Genomic DNA, 25,450 nt, shown 5'->3' with positions numbered 1-25,450 from the left:
CTCTAGGATGTGTCGCCCCATCGCTGCAATCGCGATATGGCGGAGCGCAACTGCAATATATTTTCGTGTTCTCGTTCCGGGATTTGGTCCCTCGGCCCAAGATGGGCTATGCTGACTGGTGCGCCGAGGACAAGAATGAAACGTCGGGAGTTGGCGTGGAATACCATCGACAGACGGGGCTGCATCCATGATGACGTTACCGCGACTGGCGGCCGAGACCCTGGAGAAGATGCTGGGCTCGTTCATGCGTCGCCGGTACGACGAGCCCTCTGCCCGGGTGCTAGAGGGTTCGACGCGCACCGCGATGGAATGCATCGGCAACAGCGACGCGCTGTACCACAACATCGAGCATACGATGCTGGTGACTCTGGCCGCTCAGGCGATCCTCACGGGACGCAATCTCCATGCGCATCTTGCGGCGGACGACTACCTCCATATCCTGATCGCCTGCCTTGCGCATGACATCGGTTATGTCCGCGGCTTGTTTCCGGAGGATGACGACGACGGTTTCATCATCAACGAGGCCGGGACCAAGGTGTCGCTGCCGCGGGGCGCGTCGGATGCCAGTCTGATGATGTATCACGTTGATCGCTCGAAACTCTTTGTGCGTCGGCGGCTGCCGCCGATCCGCGGCCTCGACTCTGAGCGCATCGCGCGCGCCATCGAAGGTACCCGCTTTCCGGCCCGCGAGGGCCAGGAGTACGACGACGAGGCCTCGATCCTGCGCGCCGCCGATTTCATCGGCCAGCTCGGCGATCCCAACTATCTGCGCAAGGCCAACGCGCTCTATTACGAGTTCGAAGAGGTCGGCATCAACCGCCAGCTCGGCTACGACTCGCCCGCCGACATCGTCAACCGCTATCCGCAGTTCTACTGGAACAGCGTCGCACCGCACATCCAGACCGAGATCGGCTATCTCAACAAGACCGAGATCGGCCGGCAGTGGATCGCCAATCTCTACAGCAACGTGTTCCGCGCCGAACGCGACATCTCGCTGTCCGGTCCGCAGAGATAGATCAGCTCGTCGTCTCTTGTGGCCCGCATGGAGCGAAGCGGAATGCGGGATGCCTGCATCCGCGAATCCCGTATTCCGCTGCGCTCCATCCGGGCTACGACATCGCGTCAATCGGTGAGCAAATCATGCAACAAAAAACTATCACCACCGATGTCCTCGACATCGCCTATCTCGACTACGGCGCGCCCGATGGCTGGCCCTGCATCATGGGCCACGGCTTTCCCTATGACGTGAACGCCTACGCGGAAACCGCGCCGTTGATCGCACAAGCCGGCGCACGGGTGCTGGTGCCCTGGCTGCGCGGCTACGGGCCGACGCGGTTTCGTGCGGCCGAGACGCTGCGCTCCGGCGAGCAGGCGGCGCTCGGCGCCGACCTGCTGGCCTTCATGGACGCACTTGGCATCAAGCGCGCAGTCGTCGGCGGCTATGACTGGGGCGGACGCGCCGCCTGCGTGGTATCAGCACTCTTTCCGGAGCGCGTGATCGGACTCGTCTCAGGCAATTCCTACAACATCCAGAACATCGCCCGCGCGATGGAGCCGGCCTCACCGCCGGAGGAGGCCGCGCTCTGGTATCAATATCTGTTCCACAACGAGCGTGGCCGCCGCGCGCTGGAGCGCAACCGGCGCGGCTTTGCGCGTCAGCTCTGGTCGATGTGGTCGCCGAAATGGATGTTCGACGACGCCACGTTCGAGAAGAGCGCCGCGTCGTTCGACAATCCCGATTTCGTCGATGTCGTGATCCACTCCTATCGCCACCGCTATGCACTGGTCGCAGGCGATCCCGCCTATGCCGCGATCGAGGCCAAGCTTGCAAGCCAACCGCCGATCCGCGTCCCGACGATCGCGATTGACGGCGACAGCGACGGCGTCAATCCCGGCACCGCCCATCACGCGCGTAAGTTCGAGGGCTTTTTCGAACGGCGCGTGTTCGCGGGCGCCGGTCATAATTTGCCGCAGGAGCGGCCGGCCGAATGGGCGCAGGCCGTGCTCGACGTCCGGAAGGCGGCCTCATAGAGCCGGGCTCTCGTCTCGCGGCTGGCTTGTCTGTCGTCCTTCCGATTTTTCCTGATCCTGGGAACCTTTTGCGATTGCAGCCGTCCAAGCTGTGGGGCCGCCTCTGTGTCGCGGCTCGTTGCAGGGAGGATCTAGATGAAGTCGCAAGTGCGCAAGCTGGAACGTGTCGCGGTGGCGCAGAGGCCAACCGAGCGACCTGATCGGGCGGAGGTCGAGCAAGCGGTCCGGACGATGATCCGCTGGGCGGGCGATGATCCCGCGCGCGACGGCCTGCGCGACACGCCGGATCGGGTTGCGCGTGCCTTCGAAGAATATTTTTCCGGCTATGCGCTGGATCCGACCGAAATCCTGCAAAAGACCTTCGAGGAGATCGAAGGCTATGACGAGATGATCGTCCTGCGCGGCGTCCGCTTCGAAAGCCATTGCGAGCACCACATAGCACCGATCGTTGGCCGCGCCTGGGTCGCCTATATCCCGCAAGGGCGCGTGGTCGGCATCTCCAAGCTGGCGCGGGTCGTGGACATCTATGCCAAGCGCCTCCAGATCCAGGAGAAGATGACTGCGCAGATCGCCAACACCATCAACGACGTGCTGGAGCCTCAAGGCGTCGGCGTCATCATCAAGGCGACGCATCACTGCATGACCACGCGCGGCGCGTACAAGCCCGGGACCGATCTCGTCACCAGTCGCATGCTGGGGGTGTTCCGTGACAATGCGCTGACACGACAGGAGTTGTTGGGGTTAGCCAATTCGGACACGTGAGCCACGCGGCGCGAGCCAAGGAGACGGTGCCATGACCGAGGACAACAAGCCGAGTGGACCCGATCTGACCAGGGGCGTGTCGCCCGCCGATTTCAAGGACGGCAAATTGCTCGGCCATGTCGGCGAGGAAGACGTCCTGCTGGTGCAGTTCGGCAGCGAGATTTTTGCGATAGAGCCGGCCTGCAGCCACTACCACGGCCCGCTCGCCGAAGGGCTGGTGGTCGGCGACACCATCCGCTGTCCATGGCATCACGCCTGCTTCTCCCTGCGCACAGGCGAAGCCTCCCGCCCGCCGGCGCTGAACGCGCTGGCGGTGTGGGAGGTCACGCGCGATCGGGACAACATCATCGTTCAGCGCAAGCAAGAGGCACCGAAGCCGTCGGCAGCACGTCGCAGCGCGCCGACGCCGGAGAAATTCGTGATCGTCGGCGGCGGCGCGGCTGGCTTCGCCGCGGCCGACACGCTCCGGCGCGAGGGCTTTGCCGGCGCCATCACCATGCTGAGCAGTGACGGCGCGATGCCGGTCGACCGGCCGAATCTCTCCAAGGACTATCTTGCCGGCAACGCGCCGGAGGACTGGCTGCCGTTACGGCCCGAGGATTACTATCGGGACGCCGGCATCGATCTCAGGCTCAACACGAATGCTTCTGCGATCGATCCCAAATCTCGCAGCGTCACGCTGGGCAATGGCGACAGGCTGCCGTTCGACCGGCTTCTGCTTGCGACCGGGGCCGAGCCGGTGAAGCTCCAGATCCCCGGAGCCGACCAGCCGCATGTCCACACCTTGCGATCCGTCGCCGACAGCCGCGCCATCATCACGGCGGCGGGCAGCGCAAAACGCGCGCTCGTGATCGGCGCGAGCTTCATTGGTCTCGAGGTCGCGGCTTCCTTGCGCGCGCGCAAGCTGGAAGTCCATGTGGTCGCGCCGGAAGAACGGCCGATGCAGAAGGTGCTCGGCGCCGAGATGGGCGATTTCGTCCGGTCACTGCATGAAGAGAATGGCGTCATCTTCCACTTGAAGGATACGGTGGAAAAGCTCGATGGCATGCGCGCGACGCTGAAGAGCGGCGCGGTGATCGAGGCCGATCTCGTCGTGGTCGGCATCGGCGTCAAGCCGCGCCTCTCGCTCGCCGAGCAAGCGGGCCTTGCCGCCGATCGCGGTGTGAGCGTGAGCGAATATCTCGAAACCAGCGTATCCGGCATCTTCGCCGCCGGCGACATCGCGCGCTGGCCCGATCCGCATTCACGGCAGACCATCCGCGTCGAGCATTGGGTGGTGGCGGAGCGGCAAGGTCAGACCGCGGCGCGCAACATGCTCGGCAGGCGCGAGCGCTTCGATGCGGTGCCGTTCTTCTGGTCCCAGCACTACGACGTGCCGATCAACTATGTCGGTCACGCCGAGAACTTCGACGACGTCGCGATCGACGGCAGCATACCCGGCAAGGACTGCCTGCTGAAATACCGCAGGGGCGGCCGGGTGCTCGCGGTTGCTTCGATTTACCGCGATCTCGACAATCTCAAGGCCGAGCTCGAGATGGAGCGGTCGCGCGCCTGACGCGCCGCATCCGATCTTGATTTGCGTCAATGTTGTTGCCGTCAGCGGCTGCTCTGCTGGCTGTCGTCCCGGATCGACCTGTGCTATCCTGGCGAGTGTCTCCGGGCTTCGCATGCAGGAGTGGCGTCATGACAAGTGCATCGGATACCTCCCATCGTCTTGGCCTTGGCTCTGGCATCGCGGCGCTGCATGCCAAATGGGGCTGGATCGTCGCGCTCGGTGTCATCTACCTCGTCGCCGGCTTCGTCGCGCTCGGCAGCGTGGTGATGGCGACGGTGGCGAGCGTGATCGTGGTCGGCGCGATGATGATCGTCGCCGGCGCGGCCGAGATCATCGGCGCATTTCAGATGAAGAGCTGGGGCAAGTTTTTGGTCTGGGCCTTGCTCGGCGTGCTCTATGTCATCGCGGGCTTCCTGACCTTCGAGAACCCACTGTTCGCGGCAGTCCTGCTGACGCTGTTCCTGGGCGCATCGCTGGTCGCCTCGGGCGTCGTCCGGCTGTTTCTCGCTTTCAGCATGAAGCGCGAAAGCCCCTGGGTTTGGGTAGCGCTGTCGGGTGCCATCACGCTGCTGCTCGGCCTTTTGATCGTGGCGCGCTGGCCGGTGAACAGCGTCTACATCCTCGGCCTGTTCCTCGGCATCGACCTGATCATGGCGGGTGCCGGCTGGATCAGCCTCGGTTTCAGCTTGAAGCGGCGCCGCTAGAGTGGAAGAGGCCATCAGCAACTCGACGCAAGACCATCTTGCGGAACTCCGCTGAGCTGGCGCGCTGACAAGAAGCAGCGCGCCGCGTGACCGCCTCGCGCGGACGAAAGATCACCGGGAGAAACCATGAAAGCCGCTTTGGTCTTGGCCGCAGCGCTGGCTGCCGCCTGTCTGTCCACGCCCGCTGCCGCGCAAAAATCCTACGGTCCCGGCGTCACTGACACCGAGATCAAGATCGGCAACACCATGCCCTATAGCGGGCCGGCTTCTCCGCTCAGCATCACCGGCAGGGTGATCGCGGCCTATTTCGACGAAGTCAACGAGAAGGGCGGTGTCAACGGACGCAAGCTCAATCTCGTCTCGCTCGATGATGCGTTCTCGCCGCCGAAGACCATGGAAGCGGCGCGGCGGCTGGTCGAGGGCGAGGGCGTCGCCTTCATCTTCGCCACCATGGGCACCGCGCCGAGCTCGGCGATCGCAAAATACCTGAACAGCAACAAGGTGCCGCAGCTGTTCTTGATCAGTTCGGCCTCGAAGTGGAACGATCCCGCCAACATGCCCTGGTCGATGGCGCTGCCCTGGGCGCCGAATTACACCAGCGAAGCCGCGATCGACGTCGCCTATGCCCGCGCCAAGAACCCGAATGCGCGCTTTGCGGTGCTCTATCAGAACGATGACGCCGGGAAGGAATATCTGCGCGGCATCAGGGAAGCGCTCGGTGCCGACGCCGACAAGGCGATCGCGATGGCCTCGAGCTTCGAGGTCGCTGACCCTACCGTCGATTCCCAGGTGCTGACGCTCGCCAATACCAAGGCTGACGTCTTCATGATCTATTCGGTGACGCCGCGCGCCTGTGCGCAGGCGATCCGCAAGGCCCATGAGGTCGGCTGGCAGCCGACACGCTTCCTCGCCTCCGGCTGCGCCAACAAGGCGACCGTGATGGTGCCGGCGGGCCTCGATGCCGGGAAGGGCGTGCTGTCGCTCGGCGCGCTTAAGCCTTTCGTCGAGCAGCCGAAGGACGATCCGGCGATGTCCGCCTATATCGACTTCATGAAGAAACGCCTGCCCAATGCCGACGTCAACAACGTCGCCGGCCTCTACGGCTACACCGTCGCCGAGGCGCTGGTGGTCCTGCTGAAGCAGTGCAAGGACAATCTGACGCGCGAGAACATCATGGCGCAGGCATCGAACCTGAAGAACGTGCCGCTGTCGCTGCTGATGCCCGGCATCACCCTCAACACCACGCCGCAGGATTTCCGCCCGATCAAGGACGGCTACATGCTCCAGTTCGACGGCAATGACTGGGTCGTGGCAAGCGAGCTGCTGCGCGGCACGTGAGCGGTGGCGAACGCCACAGAGGCCCTCTCCCCTTGCGGGAGAGGGTGGATCGCCGCGAAGCGGCGAGCCGGGTGAGGGGTATGTCTCCGCGGGTCCAACTCTTATTTGGACGCAAGGAGAGATACCCCTCATCCGGCGCTTCGCGCCACCTTCTCCCGCAAGGGGAGAAGGGAAGAGGAGGCCACCATGGACTTTCAACACTCTCCCCGTTCGCTCGAGCTCCAAGACCGCGTCCGCCAATTCATGCGGACGCATGTCGAGCCCGTCGAGGAGCTCTATTACGAGCAGGTCAAGCCGGAAGCTGCGCGCTACAAGACGCCGCCCGTGCTCCAGGACCTGAAGCGGCTGGCGCGGGAGCAGGGGCTCTGGAACCTGTTTCTCTCCGGTGAGCACGGCCCAGATCTTCCCAACTCAAGCCTGACCAATCTCGAATACGCGCCCGTGAAGGAGATCATGGGCCGTATCCTGTGGGCGCCCGAGGTTTTCAACTGCTCGGCTCCTGATGTCGGCAACATGGAGGTGCTGGCGAACTACGGCACGCCCGCCCAGCAGGAGCGCTGGCTGAAGCCGCTCTTGGAGGGACGCATCCGCTCCGGCTTCTCGATGACGGAGCCGCAGGTTGCCTCCAGCGATGCCACCAACATCCAGTGCGAGATCAGGCGCGACGGCGGCGACTACGTCATCAACGGCCGGAAGTGGTTCACATCTGGCGCGATGAACGAGGATTGCGAGATCCTGATCGTGATGGGCAAGACCGCGCCCGACCATCCCGATCGTCATCGCCAGCAATCCATGATCCTGGTGCCGAAGGCGACGCCCGGCGTGCGCATCGTCCGCGACATGCTGACCTACGGTTACGACGACGCGCCGGTCGGCCATCCCGAGATCGTCTACGACAACGTCCGTGTGCCCGCCGAGAACATCCTGCTCGGCGAGGGCCGCGGCTTCGAGATCGCGCAAGGAAGGCTCGGCCCCGGCCGCATCCACCATTGCATGCGGCTGATCGGCTGCGCCCAGCGTGCGCTCGAACTGATGTGCCAGCGCGCGGTTTCCCGCACAGCCTTCGGCAAGCCGCTGGCCGAGCAGGGCTCGGTGCGCGAGGACATCGCCAACTCCTTCTGCGAGATCGCGCAGGCGCGGCTGCTCACCCTGCAGGCCGCCGACAAGATGGACCGCGAAGGAAACAAGGCCGCACGCGATCTGATCGCGGCCGCCAAGATCGTGGTGCCCAGCATGGCCGCCCGCGTCATCGACCGTGCCATCCAGATCCACGGCGCGGCCGGCGTCTCGCAGGACACGTTCCTCGCCCGCGCCTACGTCTACGCCCGCTTCATCCGCATCGGCGACGGGCCGGACCAGGTGCATCTGGCGGCGGTCGGCAAGGAACTGATCAGGCGGGGCGGGGTGATGGCGGGGTAGGGCTGTTACCCTCTTTTAGGGCGCGTACGCTAAAGACGCAGATGCCCGATGGATGCGGATGTCCGCTTAAGGCTCCACGGGCTGCTTTGAAAGAGAAGGTCACGCCGTGGGTCTGCTAGATGACAAATTCAGCGCAAAACGACGTTGGATTGTCGTGGCTGCGATCCTCCTGGCGGCCTTGGTCATTCAAATCCCGCTCGTTCTCAACGCGGATTTGGGCTGGCTCCTGACTGCAAACGAAAAAATCCTGGATGGCCGGAAGCTTGGGGTCGACCTCTTCGAGTCCAACCCGCCCCTGTCGGTCTACATGTACATGCCGGCGGTGATGCTGTCCCGAATGACCGGCGTTGCAGCCGAATTCATCGTCATCGTCCTCGTGATTATCGAGATCGCCGGTGCGCTTCTGATGATGGACCGAGCAGCTGCGGCCGCAAAGCTGGGAGCCCGGGAGCGAAGTATTTCAACATGGTCGTTTGCGCTTCTGCTCGCAATTCTACCAGGTGCCATATTCGGACAACGTGAACACATCGCGGTCATCGCACTGACCCCGTTTGTCGCCATCACCGCACTGCGCTGGCGTGGGCTCGATCCTGGATGGATCGCGATCGTCGCCGGAGCGGGCGCGGGGCTGGCCATGAGTATCAAGCCCTTCTTTGCTCTGGTGGCAGGCCTCCCAATCCTCCTGGGCGCGCTCCGCCGGCGTTCTCTAAGGCCCTTGTTCACCTCGGAAGCATGCACGGCCGCCGCTGTTGTCATCGGCTACGGAGCGGTGGTCGTCGTCGTCTTCCCCGCCTATCTCTCCACCTATGCCCCGATGGTCGCCGAGGCCTATCTGCCGATCAGAAGGGAATTTGGTAGCCTGCTCCCCATTCCAATTGCCGTGATAGGGGCTTCCATCGGCTTCCTGTGCCTGTTTGGCCGTGAAACGCTGGAAATGCGGAGTGATGCAATCCCTTGGCTGGCCGCAGCGATCGGCGGAGCCGCGGGTTTCCTTGTTCAGGGCAAGGGTTGGCCATATACGGCTTTCGCGCTTTGCCTGTTTGCGATTGCGGCGCCGTTGCTACAGGTTTGCACGAAGTCGGTGCGAATGCCCATCGTGATCGGTGGCCTCGCTACGATTGTGGCCCTCGGGCTCTATTTGTCCTCACCGGCTCCGGGGTTTCCGCCGCTGCAGGAGCGTGTCGAGGCCGTCGTGAAGCAGCCGCGACTGCTTACGATCACCGACCACATCGGTCTGGGGCATCCGCTCGTCCGTCAGATCGGCGGCACTTGGGTGGGCAGCTCGTGTGCGCAGCTCTTGGCGGCTGGCGCAATACTGCGCGAGAACAGCTCGCACCCGACCGAAGAGGAGCGGGGAAAATTGGGCAGCATCATCAATTTCGAACGACGGCATTTGCTGGCGGATCTGCGAAACGGCCGGCCAAATGTCATTCTCGTGGATACCTATCTGCTGAGCACGTTCGAGTTCAACTGGTTGGCCTGGGCCAATTCGGATCCCGAACTGCAAAAGGAGCTCAGTCACTACCGCGAGATCGAGGACGTCGGCCGCGTTCGCATCTTCGTCGATCAATCACTGCAACGATAGGCCGCTCTCGTTTTCGACTTTTTCGCGAACGGGCCTTGCCGTGCGTTCAGCCGGCCTTGGCGTTGCGGCCGTCCGCCGCGCCCGAGCGCAGGTTCTGGAAGAATTTCTCCACCTCGCGCGACAGCGTGTCCGCCGTCTCCGTCAGGCTGCTCGCCGCCGTCAGCACAGAGGTCGCCGCCGTGTCGGTCTCGCCGATGGCGTCGCGCAGCGAGGTGATGTTGGCGACCAGGGTCTCGTTGCCCTGCGCGGCCGATTGCGCGTTGGAGGAGATCTCGCGCGTGGCGGCGTCCTGCTGGCCGATGGCGCCGGCGATCGCCGAGGTGACCTCGTTGATCTCGCGCACCGCGCCGCCGATCTCGCGGACGGCGTCGACCGCATTGCGGGTGGAGGCCTGGATCATCGAGACGTTCTCGCCGATCTCGGCGGTGGCCTTGGCGGTCTGGCCCGCGAGCGCCTTTACCTCATGGGCGACGACGGCAAAGCCGCGGCCGGCATCGCCGGCGCGGGCGGCCTCGATGGTGGCGTTGAGCGCGAGCAGATTGGTCTGCTCGGCGATCGCCTGGATCAAGTTGAGCACGCCGTCGATGCGTTGCGTGGCGGCGGCGAGGCTCTCGATCTCGGAGATCGACTTCTCGGTGCGCTGGCCGGTCTGCTCGACCGCGCCGGCGGATTGCCGCACCTGGCGGCCGATCTCTTCCACCGAGGCCGACAGTTCCTCGGCGGCGCTCGCCACCGCCGAGACGTTGTGCGAGGCCTGCTCAGTGGCGTTCGCCGCCGTGCCGGCGCGACTATTCGCATCCGCAGTGACGCGCGTGATGGTCTGCGCGGTCTCGCGCATGGTGGAGGCATTGTCGCTGAGGCCGCGCATGATGGCGCCGATCGCTTCGCGAAATGCCTCGACGGATCTTTCGATATGGCGGGCGCGCTCCTCGCGCGCGGCGGAGTCGTGCGAGACCTGGGAGGCGAGATTGCGGTTGCGGCCCATCGCCTCCTGGAAGACCTCGATTGCGCGTGCCAGCGCGCCGATCTCGTCGGCGCGGCGGCTGTAGGGCACCACGACGTTCTCGGTCCCGTCTGCGACCTGCTTGATGGTCGCGGTGATGGCCGAGAGGGGCCGTGCGATCGAGCGGGCGATGATGACGATGCCGATCACGACCAGGGCCAGCGCCACGCCGCCGAGGCAGGTCAGGACGAAAGACAGCGTGCGATTGGTCTCGGTCTGCTGGGCGATTTGCCTCGCGCGTTCGGCGTAGACCTTGGAGAGAGCTTCGAGATCCTTGTTCAACGCCGAGCGCACGCTGCGATTGGCATCGTTGTCGCCCCATTCGCGGCCCGCGGCCGCATTGATCTCGATGCCGCGGCGCACCAGCTCCTTGCGGAACTCGACGAACTGCTCGATGCGCTTCTTGAAGGTGGAAAACTGCTCGGCGTCGTCGGCCTTGACGATGGTCTCCCAGCGCTTCACGACGTCGAGGATCTGCGCGTTGAACTTGAGCAGGCCCTCGCCGTATTTCTTCACCACGGCGGGCTCTGTCGACATGTAGACGCCGCGCGATTCCATCACGACCGCATAGACCAGCGAGTTGACGCGCTCGACGTTCTGCGCGGCGGCGTTGGCCGTCTCGATCGCGCTCGTCAGCTCGGCGCTGCGGCGGCTGTTGTAGTCGGACAGCATTGCGATCGCCGCCGTGAGCAGCGCAAACAGCGCGAAGATCGCGTAGAGCTTGGTGGCAAGCGTGAAACGGCCGGCGAGCCCGGCGGCATTCCCAGATCGGTCTGATGTCATGGTGTTCAAGAAGCCCGAGATGGCCTGGAGCGGCCGGTGAGCGCGGTCGTTTGAATTTGATGCAAAATTATGCAGAACGAAGATGGATGCGGCGTTAACGCCGCAGCCTCCGGAAGAGCCGGCCGGCCGGCGGAAATACGAAATGTTTCAGCCGGTTGCGAATGCCTCATCGATCTCCGGCAGATCGCGCCCGGGGGGCCGGCGCGACGCCCCCAAAGATCGGCGTGCACTGGGGCTGCCAAGAGCGTATTCCCTGTCGTCGGGATCGCGCTCGAGATTGAGTTTGGACTCGGCCACTGGCCGATAACCCCTGGAGAGGCCCTTGGTCTACCGCCACACCATCGACGCCACGACCTACACGTTCCCGGACCTGCGCGACCTCCTCGCCAAGGCGACGCCGCCCCGCTCCGGCGACCGGCTGGCCGGGATCGCGGCCGCCAGCGCCGAGCAGATGATCGCGGCGCGGATGGCGCTCGCCGATGTCCCGCTCGGACAGTTTCTGCAGGAAGCCGTCATTCCCTATGAGGCCGACGAGGTCACCCGCCTCGTCATCGACAGCCACGACGCAAAGGCCTTTGCGCCGGTGGCCTCGCTGACGGTCGGAGCCTTCCGCGACTGGCTGCTGTCGGACGCCGCCACGCCCGAGGCATTGAAAATGCTCGCGCCCGGCATCACGCCGGAAATGGCGGCCGCGGTCTCGAAGCTGATGCGCAACCAGGATCTGATCCTGGCGGCGCGGAAATGCGAGGTCACCACCGCCTTCCGCAACACCATCGGGCTGAAGGGCCGGATGAGCACGCGGCTCCAGCCCAATCATCCGTTCGACGATGCCAGGGGCATCACCGCCTCGATCCTCGACGGCATCCTGTTAGGGGCCGGCGATGCCTGTATCGGCATCAACCCGGCGAGCGACGATCCCGCAGTAATCGCCCAATTGCTGCGGTTGCTCGACGAGATCATCGCGCGACTGAAGATTCCGACGCAGGGCTGCGTGCTCACCCATGTCACGACGACGCTGTCGCTGATCGGGCAGGGCGTGCCGGTGGATCTCGTCTTCCAGTCGGTTGCCGGCACTGAAGCTGCCAACCGCAGCTTTGGCGTCGACCTCGCGCTCCTGAAGGAGGCGCAGGAGGCCGGGCTGTCGCTGAAGCGCGGCACGGTGGGGCAGAACGTGATGTATTTCGAGACCGGCCAGGGCTCGGCATTGTCGGCGGGCGCCCATCACGGCGTCGACCAGCAGACCTGCGAGGCGCGCGCTTATGCGGTCGCCCGCGCCTTCGCTCCGCTGCTGGTCAACAGCGTGGTCGGCTTCATCGGCCCGGAATATCTCTACGACGGCAAGGAAATCATCCGGGCCGGGCTGGAAGATCATTTCTGCGGCAAGCTGCTCGGCCTGCCGCTCGGGGTCGACATCTGCTACACTAACCACGCGGAGGCGGACCAGGACGACATGGACAATCTCCTGACGCTGCTCGCCGCCGCCGGCGTCACCTTCATCATGGGCGTCCCCGGCGCCGATGACGTCATGCTGAACTATCAGTCGACGTCCTTTCATGACGCGCTCTATGTCCGTGACGTCTTCTCCCTGCGCCGCGCGCCGGAATTCGACGATTGGCTGGTGCAGGCCGGTATTGCGGGCGCCGACTTCCGCCTTGCCGGCGATGCAGGCCTATTGCCCGATTTTGCCTCACGGCTGATCGCGTGAGGCGGCGGAAACGCCAGCTCCCCAGGAAACAATTGGCGGCCCTCGCGAATTGAGTGGGTGCCACAATATTGAGAAATTCCAGCAGCCGCATTACGGTATGTGTCTGGCTGGCAATTTCCGCACCATCGGTCGAGCGTGGCGGGGGAGCATAGATGCGAGCTGAAAGTAACGGAACGTCCCGGCGGATTCTCTGTGTGTTTCCGCGTTACACCTCCTCATTCGGGACGTTCGAATATTCCTATCCCCTGACCGACGGCGTTCGCGCCTTCATGCCGCCGCAGGGGCTGCTGCTGATTTCCGCCTATCTTCCGAAAGAGTGGCAGGTCAAATTCGTCGACGAGAACCTTCGCAGCACGACCAGGGAAGAGTTCGAATGGGCGGAGGTGGTCTTCGTCAGCGGCATGCACATCCAGCGCCAGCAGATGAACGACATCTGCCGCCGCGCCCATGAATTCGATCTGCCCGTCGCGCTCGGCGGTCCCTCGGTCAGCGCCTGCCCGGACTATTACCCGACCTTCGATTATCTCCATGTCGGCGAACTCGGCGACGCCACCAATCAGCTGATCGAGATCCTGTCGCGCGACACGTCGCGGCCCGAGCAGCAGGTGGTGCTCGCCACCAACGACCGCGTGCCGATGACGGAGTTTCCGATCCCGGCCTACGAGCTCGCCGACGTGAAGAAGTACTTCCTCGGCAGCATTCAATATTCCAGCGGCTGTCCCTATCAGTGCGAGTTTTGCGACATCCCCGGCCTCTACGGGCGCAATCCCCGCATCAAGACGCCGGAGCAGATCATCGCCGAGCTCGACCGCCTGCGCGAATGCGGCATGACCGACACGGTCTATTTCGTCGACGACAATTTCATCGGCAACCGCAAGGCCGCGATGGATCTGTTGCCGCATCTGATCGAATGGCAGAAGCGGACCGGCTACGTGGTGCGGCTCGCCTGCGAGGCGACGCTCAACATCGCCAAGCGGCCCGAGATCCTGGAGAAGATGCGCGAGGCCTTTTTCATCACCATCTTCTGCGGCATCGAGACGCCGGATCCGGATGCATTGCATGCGATGCACAAGGACCACAACATGATGGTCCCGATCCTGGAGGGCGTGCGCACCATCAACTCCTACGGCATGGAGGTCGTGTCCGGCATCATCATGGGGCTGGACACCGACAAGCCGAACACGGCGGACGCACTGCTCGCTTTCGTCGAGGAATCGCAGATTCCGCTGCTCACCATCAATTTGCTCCAGGCGCTGCCCAAGACGCCGCTGTGGGACCGGCTGGAGCGCGAGGGGCGTCTGGTCCACGATGAGGGCCGCGATTCCAACGTCGAATTTCTGCTGCCCTATGACGAGGTCGTCTCGTCCTGGAAGCATTGCATGGAGGTCGCCTACGCGCCCGAGAAGGTCTATGCGCGCTATCAGCATCAGTGCGATTACACCTATGCCAACCGCCTCAACGTGCCGGTGGCACCGGAGATGAAGACCTGGCCCAACATCAAGCGCGGCCTGATCATGCTGCGCAACATCTTCTGGCAGATCGGGGTGCTCGGCGACTACAGGCGCGTGTTCTGGAAGTTTGCCTTGGGGCGAATCCGGCGCGGCGATCTCGAAGGCCTGATCGGCTGCGCCACGATCGCGCATCACCTCATCACCTTCGCGCGCGCGGCTTCGAGCGGCAAGCAGAACGCCTCGAACTACTCGATCCGCCTGCGCGAGGCCGCCGTTCCCGCCGAATGATGCGACATGTCTGATCCGGCCCCGCCGCGCCGTCCGACGCTCGATCTGCGGGCGTTCACGCCCGCGCGCGTTGCGCTGGGCCGCAGCGGCGCAAGCGTGCCGACAAGAGCGCTGCTCGACTTCACGCTGGACCATGCCCGCGCCCGCGATGCCGTGCATGCCGCCTTCGATGTGCCGCCTCTGGTCGCCGATCTCAGTGCACTTGGCCTGGTCGTGACCGAGGTGAGGAGCCGGGCGGTCGAGCGCAGCGACTATCTGCGGCGGCCGGACCTCGGACGACAGCTTGATGCCGGATCAGCGGAGCTTCTAGCACGAGGTGCCTCGGCGCCGTGCCAGCTGGCAGTCGTGATCGGCGACGGCCTGTCGGCGGCAGCGGTCCACGCCCATGCGGTGGCGCTGCTGACGCGTCTGCTGCCGCTGCTCGCGGCCGATGGCGCCGTCGCGATCGGCCGTGTCGTTGTCGCCTCAGGCGCGCGCGTCGCCCTTGGTGACGAGATCGGCGCGATTCTCGGGGCGCACATGGTCGCGATGCTGATCGGCGAGCGGCCGGGCCTGTCGGCGCCTGACAGTCTCGGCGCCTATCTGACCTTCGCGCCGAAGCCTGGGCGCACCGATGCCGAGCGCAATTGCGTGTCCAACATCCACCATGCTGGGTTGAGCTATGACGAGGCCGCCTTCAAGATCGCCTGGCTGGTGCGCGAGGGGCTTGCCCGAAAGGTTACCGGCGTGGCGCTGAAGGACGAGAGCGCGGACCGTGCGCCACGTCGAATTGGCACGGCTTGGCCCGAATGACGGGCGTTCCGGCAAAATCGCCGCATCTTGATCGATTTGGCCACATTTCGCCGGCTTGCGAGAGGGGTGATTGACCTGCTAAACCCTCGCGGCGATTTTCCGCGCATTTTCAAAGGGCAAGCCTCCCATTGGTATGGCGTTTTCAAGCCGTTCGCGGGGCGCAATAAGCTCACAAGACGAGCCGATTTAGGAACTGGACAAGGCATGCTCGAAAAGCACAGCGAGAATGAGGTTCACGTCGACAAGGTCGAGCAGGGACCTGCGTCCTCGATCGCCTTCGGGCTGGAGCGGCTCGGGCTGATCGCCGTCCGGACCCCGATCGTTTCCTGTATCGTCCTGCTCGCGCTGATCGTCGGCGCCGTGTTCGGCATCCAGCGGATCAAGATCGACGATTCCCTGTCGCAGCTGTTCCGCTCCAACACCCGCGAATTCCGCCAATACGAAGAGGTGACCAAGAAGTTCCCGGCCGAGGAGTTCGACGTTCTCGTCGTGGTTGAGGGCAAGAATCTGCTGGCGCGGGACAACCTTGAGAAGCTGCGCGACTTCATCACCGACATGCAGCTCGTCGAAGGCACCCGCGGACTGGTTTCGCTGTTCTCGGCGCGCCAGGCGCCGGCGCCGGGCAAGCTGCCGGCGGCACTGTTCCCGCCCGAGCTGCCCGAGGGCGCGGCCTATGACAAGTTCATCGAGACCGTCAAAAACAACGAGATCATCCGCGGCAAGCTGTTGTCGGAGGACGGGACACTTGCGTTGGTTGTGCTGTCGCTGGATCCGGAAGTGGTCGCCTCCAGCAAGCTGACCAAGACCGTCGCCGACATCCGCGCCCTGATGAAGGAGGACCTCGGCGACACCGGGCTCAACGTGCAGCTCTCCGGCGTGCCGGTGATGCAGCTCGAGATCCGCAACGCGGTCGAGCGCGACGGGCTCACCTACAACGTCCTCGGCATCCTCGCCGGCTGTATCATCGCCATCATCTTCTTCCGCAAGATCTCGTTCATGGTCGCGGCGGCATTCCCGCCGATGATCGCGATCCTGCTGGCGCTCGGTGTGCTCGGCTGGGCCAATTTCAATCTCAACATGTTCCTGAACGTGATGACGCCGCTCATCATGGTCATCAGCTTCTCGGACTCGATGCAGCTGACCTTCGCCGCGCGCGATCGGCTGATCGCGGGCCAGGACAAGTTCACCGCATTCAAGAACGCGGTGCTGGTGGTGGGCCCGGCCTGCGTGCTGACGCACGGCACCGCCGGGATTTCCTTCATCGCCCTGCAATTCTCCGACTCCGACCTGATCCGCAAGTTCGGCGAGGCCGGTCTTGCCGCCACCATCATCGCGCTGGTCGCGGTGCTGTCGCTGGTGCCGGTGTTCGGTGTGCTGTTCGTGCGCAATGAGAGGGTCTTTGCGGTCAAGTTCCAGGGCGCCGATGCCGGCGTCCAGGCGCTGCGCAATTTCTGCTACTGGATCGCGGTGCGCATGGTCGGCCGGCCCGGCCTGTTCAGCCTGATCGCGGTGCTGTTCGTCGGCGGCCTCGGCGTCATCTACGCCAATCTGGAGCCGCGCTACCGGCTCGCCGACCAGGTGCCGGACAAGCGCCAGGCGGTCGCTGCCAGCGATCGGCTCGATGCCAAGCTGACCGGCGCCAATCCGGTCAACGTTCTGATCGCGTTCCCCAAGGGCGAATCGCTCTATTCGCCGGAGACGCTCCAGACCATCGCCGACGTGCATGCGACCGTGGAGAAGGCGGCCGGTGTCGGCAACGTCTGGTCGCTCGAGACCCTGCGCCGCTGGCTCGCGGAAAAGGCCGGCAGCGCCGACGTCGCGACGCTCAAGGAATATGTCAACGTCATCCCCGAGCATCTGGTGCGGCGCTTCATCGACGCCGAGCAGGACGCGGTCGTGGTGGCCGGCCGCGTGCCGGACAAGGATTCCAGCCAGCTCCTGCCAATCGTCGACAAGCTCGATACCGAGCTCGACACCATCCGCAAGAAGCATCCCGGCTACGAGATTGCGGTGACGGGCCTCGCTGCGATTGCCGCGCGTAACTCGGCCAGCATGATCGAGAAGCTGAACCGTGGTCTCACCGTCGAATTCGCGCTGGTCGCGATCTTCATTGGCCTTGCCTTCCGCTCCTGGGTGGTGATGTTGGCCTGCATCCTGCCGGGCATCTTCCCGGTGGTGATGTCGGGCACGGTGCTGTGGGCGATGGGCGAGGGCCTGCAATTCGCCAGCGTCGTTGCGCTCACCGTCTCGTTCGGCCTGGGCTTGAGCGCCACCATCCACTTCCTCAATCGCCTGAGACTCGAGAGCAAGCCGGGCGTCGGCTCGGGGCTGGCGGTGGAGCGGGCGACCGTGCTGGTCGGTCCGGCGCTGATCCTGACCACGGTGGTGCTCGCCTGCGGCCTCGTCGTCACCGTGTTCTCCGATCTGCCGTCGCTACGGCTGTTCGGCTGGCTCAGCGCCTTCTCGATGGTCATGGCCCTCGTCGCCGACCTCTTCATCCTGCGCCCGACGGCGATGTGGCTGATCAATCTGCACGCCAGGCTTCAGGGACCCGACAAGCCGGCGATCTGAGCGCGCAGGGAGCGCTACAGCAAAAAGCCCCCGGCTCGCGAGAGCCGGGGGCTTTGTTGTTCGTGAGCGGAAAGGGCGTCAGCCCTTCGTCATCGTGATGTTGACGCCGCGAATCTCGCCCTTGGAGGAGATCTGCACCGTCTGCTTGCTGCCGTTGGTGCGCAGTGACAGATTGGCGGCGAAGCCGTTGGCCTCGACGAACACGTCGATCTGGCCGCCGCCGGCGGTGCCCTGCAGGTTGCCGAAGATGTTGCGGCTCGCCTCGCTCCAATTGCCGGAGATGCGGTCGCCCTGGCTCGTCACGTCGCTGGTGAGGTCGAACTTGTAGCTGTCGGACGCGCAGTGCAGCGCCTGTTTGAGGCTGAGGCCGCTGCCGGCGACCTTGTAGTCGGCCTTGCAGCGGATGCGCTCGGTGGAGCCGTCGGACAGCGACACCGTCCCGGTGCCGGTCCACGCGCCGTCGAAACCGGCAAATGGCCCGGACGATTGAGCATGGCTTGCCGACACCGAGAAGAGCAGCGCAGCCCCGATGCCCGCCGCCTTGATTGCCAGTCCAGATCGCCCAAAGAATGTCATCTCAAATATCCCGTTTTGGAACGACGCCCGCTTACGATTGAGAACGTCTCGCCACATCGAAAGTTTAGTGTTCCCAGCCCCTGTCAGGTTCAACGCCTGACTGCCTGAGATGGCGGTCCCACCCGGTCCTCGCACCGTGGTGCGACCCTGCAATTTCCTGTGTTTCGGTGTGTTTCTGGCTGTAACGGCGGGCGGAGAGATGCAGCTCTGCAACAGCCGTGCAGTAAAATGCGGCGTTCCTGAATTATGACGTAGTATCAAGCCCTTACATCTGCCAATGAAGGCGTAGGGAAGACCTGATTTGGTGGGTGTGGCGCCAATTTGGCCGCATTTGCCAGTGCTTGTGCCTTCTCTGAGGCCGCACCTCCCGCGGCGACTTGCCATCAGAACAATCCCGTTCCGGCCATCCGCCCTGTGCAGCCCGGGATCGGTGCGATTCTGTCGTCAGAATGAAGGAATACAATGCGTAAGCTTCTCGTCGCTCTCACCCTGCTGTCGGCCTCCCTTTCGACGGCTGCGCTCGCTCAGCAAGGGCGTGGCACGGACGCCGAGCAGAAGGCCTGCACGCGCGATGTGCAGAAGTTCTGCCGTCCGGTCATCGACCAGGGCGATTTCACCGTCCTGGCCTGCCTCAAGGAGAACCGGGCCAAGATCTCGCAGGCCTGCGACCAGGTCCTGAAGAACCACAACCAGTAAGCTCGGCCGCTGGCCCACAAAGGCGGCTCCCGGGCCGCCTTTTCGGGTGCGATCCACGAAGGGCAGCCATCGAGAGACAGGATTGGTTTTGCGGCCGTATTCCCCTATATGGGGGCCGCGGCGGCACTGCTGGCATGAGCCCGCGCGAGTGAAAAAGCCCTTCCTGTCCAAACGATTGTAAACCAGCCCTCGATGACCTCTGCGAGCGAATTGCGATCCGGTAAGGGTGACCGCGACGAGAATTTTCCCGTCGCGTCCTGGATCATTCATCCGCGTCATCGCGCGCTGATTCTGGCGTATTACAATTTCGTCCGCACCGCCGACGACATTGCCGACCATGCGACGCTGCCGCCCGACGAGAAGCTCGCTTATCTCGACCTGCTCGAGGCGGAACTGCTCGGCAAGGGCGACACCCAGGCCGAAGCCGTCACCCTGCGCCGTGCGCTGGCCGAGCGCGGCATGGCGCCGCGCCATGCGCTCGACGTGCTCATCGCCTTCCGCATGGACGTGACCAAGCTCCGCTACGAGAATTGGGACGACGTCATCCACTATTGCCGCTACTCGGCGATGCCGGTCGGCCGCTTCATGCTCGATGTCCATGGCGAGAGCACGTCGACCTGGGCTGCCTCGGATGCGCTTTGCGCGGCGCTCCAGATCAACAATCACCTCCAGGATTGCGGCAAGGATTTTCGCGAGCTCAACCGCGTCTATCTGCCGCGCGATGCGCTGGCTGCGAGCGGCGCCTCGGTCGAGCAGCTCGGGCTGACGCAGTCGCCGCCGGCGATGCTGGCCTGCCTTCAGGCGCTCGCCGTGCGCAACGAAGCGCTGCTGAACGAGAGCAAGTCGCTCAGCGCGGAGGTGAGGGACTTCCGCCTCGGCGTCGACATTTCGGTGATCCAGGCCTATGCCGATCGCATCGTGCGCCTGCTCAAGGTACGCGATCCCCTGCGCGAGCGCGTGCATCTGAACAAGCTCGAGCTGCTCACCTTCAGCCTCGCCGGCATGATCGGCGAAGTCGGCCGTCGCGCCATCGGACGTAAGGCCATTTCCAGACCGGGGACTGCACATGACGCTTGAGGCGACCTCGCCCGGCGCCAATTACGGCTCGACCGCGTCCGGCAGCTCGTTCTACGCCGCGATGCGCATCCTGCCGCATGACCAGCGCGAAGCGATGTTCCAGATCTACAGCTTCTGCCGTCAGGTCGACGACATCGCCGATTCCGACGGCCCGCGCGAGGAGCGGCTCGCCGCACTTCAGCAGTGGCGCAACGACATCGATGCGCTCTATCAGGGCAATCCGCCGCCGCGGCTGAGGGACTACGTCGCCTCGGTGAAGACCTTCGGGCTGAAGCGCGAGGACTTCCTCGCCATCGTCGACGGCATGGAGATGGACGTGCCGCAGGACATCCGCGCGCCCGACATGGCGACGCTCGATCTCTACTGCGATCGCGTCGCCAGTGCCGTGGGGCGCCTGTCGGTGCGGGTGTTCGGCCTGCCGGAAGAAGACGGCATCCTGCTCGCCCATCATCTCGGCCGCGCGCTCCAGCTCACCAACATCCTGCGCGACATCGACGAGGACGCTGGCCTCGGCCGGCTCTATCTGCCGCGCGAGGCGCTGCTGCATGCCGGCATCACCTCCGACGATCCCAGCCGCGTCATCACCGAGCGCGCGCTGCCGAAGGTCTGCCTGCCGCTGACGCAGCGTGCGAAATCGCATTTCGAGAAGTCAGACGAGATCATGAACCGCAACAAGCGCCGCACCGTGCGCGCGCCGCGGATCATGTCGAAATATTATCATTCCATTCTGGACCTCCTGATCGCGCGCGGCTTCAACGCGCCGCGCGAGCCGGTGCGTGTGTCGAAGATCACACGCATTCTGATCCTGCTCCGTTACGCTTTCATCTGATGCAAAAGACAGCTCACATCATCGGTGCTGGAATTTCCGGCCTCTCCGCCGCCGTGCGGCTCGCCAATGCCGGCTTCAAGGTCGCCGTGCACGAGGCGACACATCAGGCCGGCGGCCGCTGCCGGTCCTATTTCGACGGCGCCACCAATCTCACCATCGACAATGGCAATCATCTGCTGCTGTCGGGCAACAGCCATGCGCGCGCCTATGCGCGCGCGATCGGCACCGAAGCCGGCCTTGTCGGCCCCGAGCGCGCGCAGTTTCCCTTCGTCGACATCAAGACCGGGCAGCGCTGGCAGATCGACCTCGGCGATGGCCGGCTGCCGACCTGGGTTCTCGACGAAAGCCGCCGCGTGCCCGACACCGGCCTCACCGATTATCTCAAGCTGGCGCCGCTGGTCTGGGCGTCGGAGGAGACGCTGGTCGGCAAGTCGATTCCTTGCGAGGGCATCCTCTATCAGCGTTTGGTGCAGCCGCTGCTGCTCGCGGCGCTCAACGTCGATCCGCCCGAGGGCTCGGCCGGGCTCGCCGGCGCGATCGTGCGCGAGACGCTGCTCGCGGGCGGACAGGCCTGCCGTCCCCTGATCGCGCGCGACGGCCTCAGCGCCGTGCTGATCGAGCCTGCCGTGAAATTCTTGGCTGAGCGCGGCCACACGGTTCAGCTCGGCCATGAGCTGCGTTCGTTTGCAACCAGTGACGGCAAGGTTGGTGCGCTGAATTTCGGCGGCGAGGACGTGATCCAGCTCAGCGAGGGCGACGTCATCGTGATGGCGGTGCCGCCGCGCGCTGCCGCGAGCTTGCTGCCCGGCCTGAAGACGCCGACCGAATTCCGCGCCATCGTGAACGCGCATTTCCGCTTTGAGCCGCCGCCGGGCTCTGCGCCGATCCTTGGCGTGATCGGCGGCGTGGTGGAATGGCTGTTCGCGTTCCCGAACCGGCTTTCCGTCACCATCAGCAACGGCGACCGCCTGGTCGACATGCCGCGCGAGGAGCTCGCGCAGGCGATCTGGGACGACGTCTGCAAGGCCGGCGGCCTCTCCGGTGAGCTGCCCCCTCAATTGCCCCCTTGGCAGATCGTGCGCGAGCGCCGCGCCACTTTTGCCGCGACGCCGGCGCAGAATGCCTTGCGTCCGGCGCCGGTCACCGCGCTGAAAAACCTGTTCCTCGCCGGGGATTGGACTGCTACGGGATTGCCTGCAACCATCGAGGGATCGGTCCGATCGGGCGATCGCGCCGCCGATCTGATTCTCGCCGCACAGCGGCCCTGACGGGCAAATGTCCCGGTCAATTTCAATCGACTATCGGAGCAATCGAGCGACATGGATTCCGTGAACGCGACCAGCCGCGAAGCCCTGGATCCGAGCAGCTTGGAATCGAGCATTGCATCGGCAACGCAAGGCGTCCTCGGCTTCCAGCAACCGGACGGCCATTGGGTGTTCGAGCTCGAGGCCGACTGCACGATTCCGGCCGAGTATATCCTGCTGCGCCATTATCTAGCCGAGCCCGTCGACTCGGTGCTCGAGGCCAAGATCGGCAACTATCTGCGCCGCGTCCAGGGTGCCCATGGCGGTTGGCCGCTGGTGCATGACGGTGAGTTCGACATGAGCGCCAGCGTGAAGGCCTATTTCGCGCTGAAGATGATCGGCGATTCCATCGATGCCCCGCACATGGTGCGTGCGCGCGAGGCCATTCATGCCCGCGGCGGTGCGATTCATAGCAACGTCTTCACCCGCTTCCTGCTCGCGACATTCGGTGTGGTGACTTGGAGCGCGGTGCCGGTGCTGCCGATCGAGATCGTGCTGCTGCCGTTCTGGTCGCCGTTCCACCTCAACAAGATCTCCTATTGGGCGCGCACCACTATGGTGCCCCTGATGGTGATCGCCGCGCTGAAGCCTCGCGCGAAGAATCCGAAAGGGATCGGCATCGACGAGCTGTTCCTGCAGGATCCGCGCTCGATCGGCATGACCGCGAAGGCGCCGCACCAGAGCATGGCCTGGTTCCTGCTGTTCCGCTCGCTCGATGCGATTCTGCGCGTGATCGAGCCGATGTTTCCCAAGAGCCTGCGCAAGCGCGCGATCGATGCGGCGCTCGCCTTCATCGAGGAGCGGCTCAATGGCGAGGACGGCATGGGCGCGATCTATCCGCCCATGGCCAACATCGTCATGATGTACGACGCGCTCGGCAAGGACGCGAATTATCCGCCGCGCGCGATCACGCGCCGGGGCATCGACAAGCTGCTCGTAATCAGAGACGACGAAGCCTATTGCCAGCCCTGCGTTTCGCCGGTGTGGGATACGACGTTGACTGCGCATGCGCTGCTGGAAGCCGGCAATGCGCAAGCCGTGCCGGCCGCCAAGCGTGGCCTCGACTGGCTGATCCCGAAGCAGGAGCTCGAGGTGAAGGGCGACTGGGCGGCGAAGCGGCCCGACGTGCGTCCGGGCGGCTGGGCTTTCCAGTACAACAATGCCCATTATCCCGATCTCGACGACACCGCTGTCGTGGTGATGTCGATGGACCGCATGCGCCGGGAGCACGGGGTGACCGGCTATGACGCCGCGATCGCCCGCGGCCGGGAGTGGATCGAGGGCATGCAGAGCGACGACGGCGGCTGGGCCGCCTTCGACGTCAACAATCTCGAATACTACCTGAACAACATTCCGTTCTCCGACCACGGCGCGCTGCTCGACCCGCCGACCGAGGACGTCACCGCGCGCTGCATCTCGATGCTGGCCCAACTCGGCGAGACCGAGAAGTCCAGCAAGCAGGTGGCCGATGGCGTTGCCTATCTCCGCAAGACCCAGCACCCGGAGGGCTCCTGGTACGGCCGCTGGGGCATGAACTTCATCTATGGAACCTGGTCCGTGCTCTCTGCCCTCAACATGGCTGGCGTCGACCACAAGGACCCCATGATTCGCAAAGCCGCGGCCTGGCTGGCCTCGATCCAGAACGAGGACGGCGGCTGGGGCGAGGACGCCGTCAGCTACCGCCTGGATTACAAGGGCTGGGAGGCCGCGCCCTCGACTGCTTCGCAAACGGCATGGGCTTTGCTTGCCCTGATGGCGGCAGGCGCGGTTGATCACCCTGCCGTCGCCCGCGGGGTGGAGTACCTGATTGCAACACAAAACAAAAAAGGACTGTGGGACGAGCAGCGGTACACCGCCACAGGCTTCCCCCGCGTCTTCTATCTACGGTATCATGGTTACCCAAAGTTCTTCCCGCTGTGGGCGCTGGCGCGGTATCGGAACTTGCGGAACACCAACAGCAGGGTGGTAGGGGTCGGAATGTGACTTTGGGGACGGGGGACTATTTTACCGCGGGTAATGCCATCGACCCGCGGCCGATACTGATCGTGACTGGACTGGTTCAGGAGGCCCGCATTGCAGCCGGGCCGGGAATGGCGGTCATCTGTTCATCCAGCAGCCCGACCCAGTTGCGGGCGTTGCTGACGGTGGTAGATCCCGAGACGATTCGCGGCGTGATCTCCTTCGGTGTGGCCGGCGGGCTCGACCCGACGCTGCGCTCCGGCGACGTCGTGCTGGCAACCGAAGTGCTGTCCGGCGACACCCGCTGGGCCGCCGGGCTGTCGCTCGGCGACGATCTCATCGAACGCCTGACCTCGGGACGCCGCCGCGTGGTGCGCGGCAGCCTCGCCGGTGCCGAGGAAGTGGTCACCGGGCGCTCCTGCAAGGCGGCGCTGCATTCGGAGACCGGAGCCGCGGCCGTCGACATGGAAAGCCATATCGCGGCCGCCTATGCCGCCGAGGCCGGACTGCCCTTTGCCGCGGTCCGCGTCATCAGCGACCCCGCCCACCGTGCGCTGCCGGCACTCGCTCGCGCCGCGATCAAGCCGAACGGCCAGATCGACCTTGCGGCCGTGCTGCGCGGCATCGTGCGCAACCCGGCGACGCTGCATGCGCTGGTCTCGACCGGCCTCGACTTCAACCGCGCCCTGCGTAGCTTGCGCGGCTGCCGCGACTACCTGATCGGCACCGAGCTGGTCGGCAGCGAGGCCCTGGTCTCCGAGGCGGCCTGAGCGGGGTAGGCGCACTTTCTCCCGTCATTGCGAGCGAAGCGAAGCAATCCAGAGTTGTTTCCGCAGAGACAGTCTGGATTGCTTCGCTCCGCTCGCAATGACTATGCGGAGGCAGTAAGCGTCCCACTCTCCGCTGTCATCGCCCGGCGCCGTTCGCCGGCTGCGTTTCTACTGTGCATGGGGTTGTTTTTCACTTTTTTGCAGGAGGGCTCCTGAGCCGGCCACGCGAGGAACGAAGGGGCCTCGCCTACG

At 64.6% G+C, this 25,450-nt stretch carries 20 protein-coding genes; 18 read left to right on the top strand and 2 right to left on the bottom strand.

Annotated features, from left to right (window positions below; all coding sequences use genetic code 11):
• Positions 1–187 precede the first annotated feature (187 nt).
• The 8 genes from ACNJX8_RS28290 (at position 188) to ACNJX8_RS28255 (ending at position 9,394) form a co-directional block, all read left to right on the top strand.
• Positions 188–1,015 (top strand): HD domain-containing protein, encoded by an 828-nt coding sequence (locus tag ACNJX8_RS28290; protein ID WP_128935023.1) that lies wholly within the window; start codon positions 188–190, stop codon positions 1,013–1,015.
• Between the two features lie 125 nt (positions 1,016–1,140).
• Positions 1,141–2,031 carry an alpha/beta fold hydrolase gene (locus ACNJX8_RS28285; RefSeq protein ID WP_439357495.1) on the top strand — a complete coding sequence of 297 codons (891 nt, stop codon included), beginning with the start codon at positions 1,141–1,143 and terminating at the stop codon, positions 2,029–2,031.
• Positions 2,032–2,166: 135 nt separating this feature from the next.
• Entirely contained in the window at positions 2,167–2,793 is a 627-nt protein-coding gene (gene folE / locus ACNJX8_RS28280) for a GTP cyclohydrolase I FolE (protein ID WP_091897446.1), read from the top strand.
• A gap of 31 nt (positions 2,794–2,824) precedes the next feature.
• Entirely contained in the window at positions 2,825–4,348 is a 1,524-nt protein-coding gene (locus ACNJX8_RS28275; RefSeq protein ID WP_439357494.1) for an FAD-dependent oxidoreductase, read from the top strand.
• A gap of 128 nt (positions 4,349–4,476) precedes the next feature.
• Positions 4,477–5,052: an HdeD family acid-resistance protein gene (locus ACNJX8_RS28270; protein WP_128939008.1), complete on the top strand. Its 576-nt coding sequence runs from the start codon at positions 4,477–4,479 to the stop codon at positions 5,050–5,052.
• A gap of 126 nt (positions 5,053–5,178) precedes the next feature.
• Positions 5,179–6,390 carry an ABC transporter substrate-binding protein gene (locus ACNJX8_RS28265; protein WP_439357493.1) on the top strand — a complete coding sequence of 404 codons (1,212 nt, stop codon included), beginning with the start codon at positions 5,179–5,181 and terminating at the stop codon, positions 6,388–6,390.
• A gap of 186 nt (positions 6,391–6,576) precedes the next feature.
• A complete protein-coding gene (locus tag ACNJX8_RS28260; protein WP_439357492.1) occupies positions 6,577–7,809 on the top strand; it encodes an acyl-CoA dehydrogenase family protein in 1,233 nt (410 codons plus the stop codon).
• Between the two features lie 106 nt (positions 7,810–7,915).
• Entirely contained in the window at positions 7,916–9,394 is a 1,479-nt protein-coding gene (locus tag ACNJX8_RS28255; protein ID WP_439357491.1) for a hypothetical protein, read from the top strand.
• A 46-nt stretch (positions 9,395–9,440) separates the two neighbouring features.
• On the opposite strand, the gene ACNJX8_RS28250 is transcribed toward ACNJX8_RS28255, so the two are convergent.
• Positions 9,441–11,180, bottom strand: a complete 1,740-nt coding sequence (locus ACNJX8_RS28250; protein ID WP_439357490.1) for a methyl-accepting chemotaxis protein — start codon at positions 11,178–11,180, stop codon at positions 9,441–9,443.
• 322 nt (positions 11,181–11,502) lie between these two features.
• Between ACNJX8_RS28250 and ACNJX8_RS28245 the strand changes: the two genes are divergently transcribed.
• The 4 genes from ACNJX8_RS28245 to ACNJX8_RS28230 all read left to right on the top strand — a co-directional run bounded on the left by ACNJX8_RS28245 (position 11,503) and on the right by ACNJX8_RS28230 (position 17,987).
• Positions 11,503–12,885: an ethanolamine ammonia-lyase subunit EutB gene (locus ACNJX8_RS28245; protein WP_439357489.1), complete on the top strand. Its 1,383-nt coding sequence runs from the start codon at positions 11,503–11,505 to the stop codon at positions 12,883–12,885.
• Between the two features lie 152 nt (positions 12,886–13,037).
• Positions 13,038–14,624, top strand: coding sequence for a B12-binding domain-containing radical SAM protein (locus tag ACNJX8_RS28240; RefSeq protein ID WP_439357488.1), 1,587 nt, complete (start codon positions 13,038–13,040; stop codon positions 14,622–14,624).
• 6 nt (positions 14,625–14,630) lie between these two features.
• The gene (eutC, locus tag ACNJX8_RS28235) at positions 14,631–15,416 is read left to right on the top strand and encodes an ethanolamine ammonia-lyase subunit EutC (RefSeq protein ID WP_128939012.1); all 786 of its coding nucleotides are present in this window, start codon (positions 14,631–14,633) and stop codon (positions 15,414–15,416) included.
• A 204-nt stretch (positions 15,417–15,620) separates the two neighbouring features.
• The gene (locus ACNJX8_RS28230; RefSeq protein WP_439357487.1) at positions 15,621–17,987 is read left to right on the top strand and encodes an efflux RND transporter permease subunit; all 2,367 of its coding nucleotides are present in this window, start codon (positions 15,621–15,623) and stop codon (positions 17,985–17,987) included.
• Between the two features lie 78 nt (positions 17,988–18,065).
• On the opposite strand, the gene ACNJX8_RS28225 is transcribed toward ACNJX8_RS28230, so the two are convergent.
• Positions 18,066–18,563, bottom strand: coding sequence for a hypothetical protein (locus ACNJX8_RS28225; protein WP_128935014.1), 498 nt, complete (start codon positions 18,561–18,563; stop codon positions 18,066–18,068).
• Between the two features lie 462 nt (positions 18,564–19,025).
• Between ACNJX8_RS28225 and ACNJX8_RS28220 the strand changes: the two genes are divergently transcribed.
• The 6 genes from ACNJX8_RS28220 (at position 19,026) to ACNJX8_RS28195 (ending at position 25,198) form a co-directional block, all read left to right on the top strand.
• Positions 19,026–19,259: a hypothetical protein gene (locus ACNJX8_RS28220; RefSeq protein WP_128935013.1), complete on the top strand. Its 234-nt coding sequence runs from the start codon at positions 19,026–19,028 to the stop codon at positions 19,257–19,259.
• A gap of 192 nt (positions 19,260–19,451) precedes the next feature.
• Positions 19,452–20,336 carry a squalene synthase HpnC gene (gene hpnC / locus ACNJX8_RS28215; protein ID WP_439357486.1) on the top strand — a complete coding sequence of 295 codons (885 nt, stop codon included), beginning with the start codon at positions 19,452–19,454 and terminating at the stop codon, positions 20,334–20,336.
• On the top strand, positions 20,326–21,165 hold the full coding sequence (gene hpnD, locus ACNJX8_RS28210; protein ID WP_128935011.1) for a presqualene diphosphate synthase HpnD: 840 nt from the start codon (positions 20,326–20,328) through the stop codon (positions 21,163–21,165). The genes hpnC and hpnD overlap by 11 nt, the downstream gene beginning before the upstream one ends.
• Positions 21,165–22,433, top strand: a complete 1,269-nt coding sequence (gene hpnE / locus ACNJX8_RS28205; protein ID WP_128935010.1) for a hydroxysqualene dehydroxylase HpnE — start codon at positions 21,165–21,167, stop codon at positions 22,431–22,433. The genes hpnD and hpnE overlap by 1 nt, the downstream gene beginning before the upstream one ends.
• Before the next feature lie 51 nt (positions 22,434–22,484).
• A complete protein-coding gene (gene shc / locus ACNJX8_RS28200; RefSeq protein WP_439357485.1) occupies positions 22,485–24,452 on the top strand; it encodes a squalene--hopene cyclase in 1,968 nt (655 codons plus the stop codon).
• Positions 24,449–25,198 (top strand): phosphorylase, encoded by a 750-nt coding sequence (locus ACNJX8_RS28195; protein ID WP_164934534.1) that lies wholly within the window; start codon positions 24,449–24,451, stop codon positions 25,196–25,198. The genes shc and ACNJX8_RS28195 overlap by 4 nt, the downstream gene beginning before the upstream one ends.
• The last annotated feature ends 252 nt before the right edge of the window (positions 25,199–25,450 follow it).

The organism is Bradyrhizobium sp. SPXBL-04, from assembly GCF_051853035.1.
Lineage (GTDB): Bacteria > Pseudomonadota > Alphaproteobacteria > Rhizobiales > Xanthobacteraceae > Bradyrhizobium > Bradyrhizobium zhanjiangense.
This window is presented reverse-complemented; position numbering and strand designations above follow the sequence as displayed.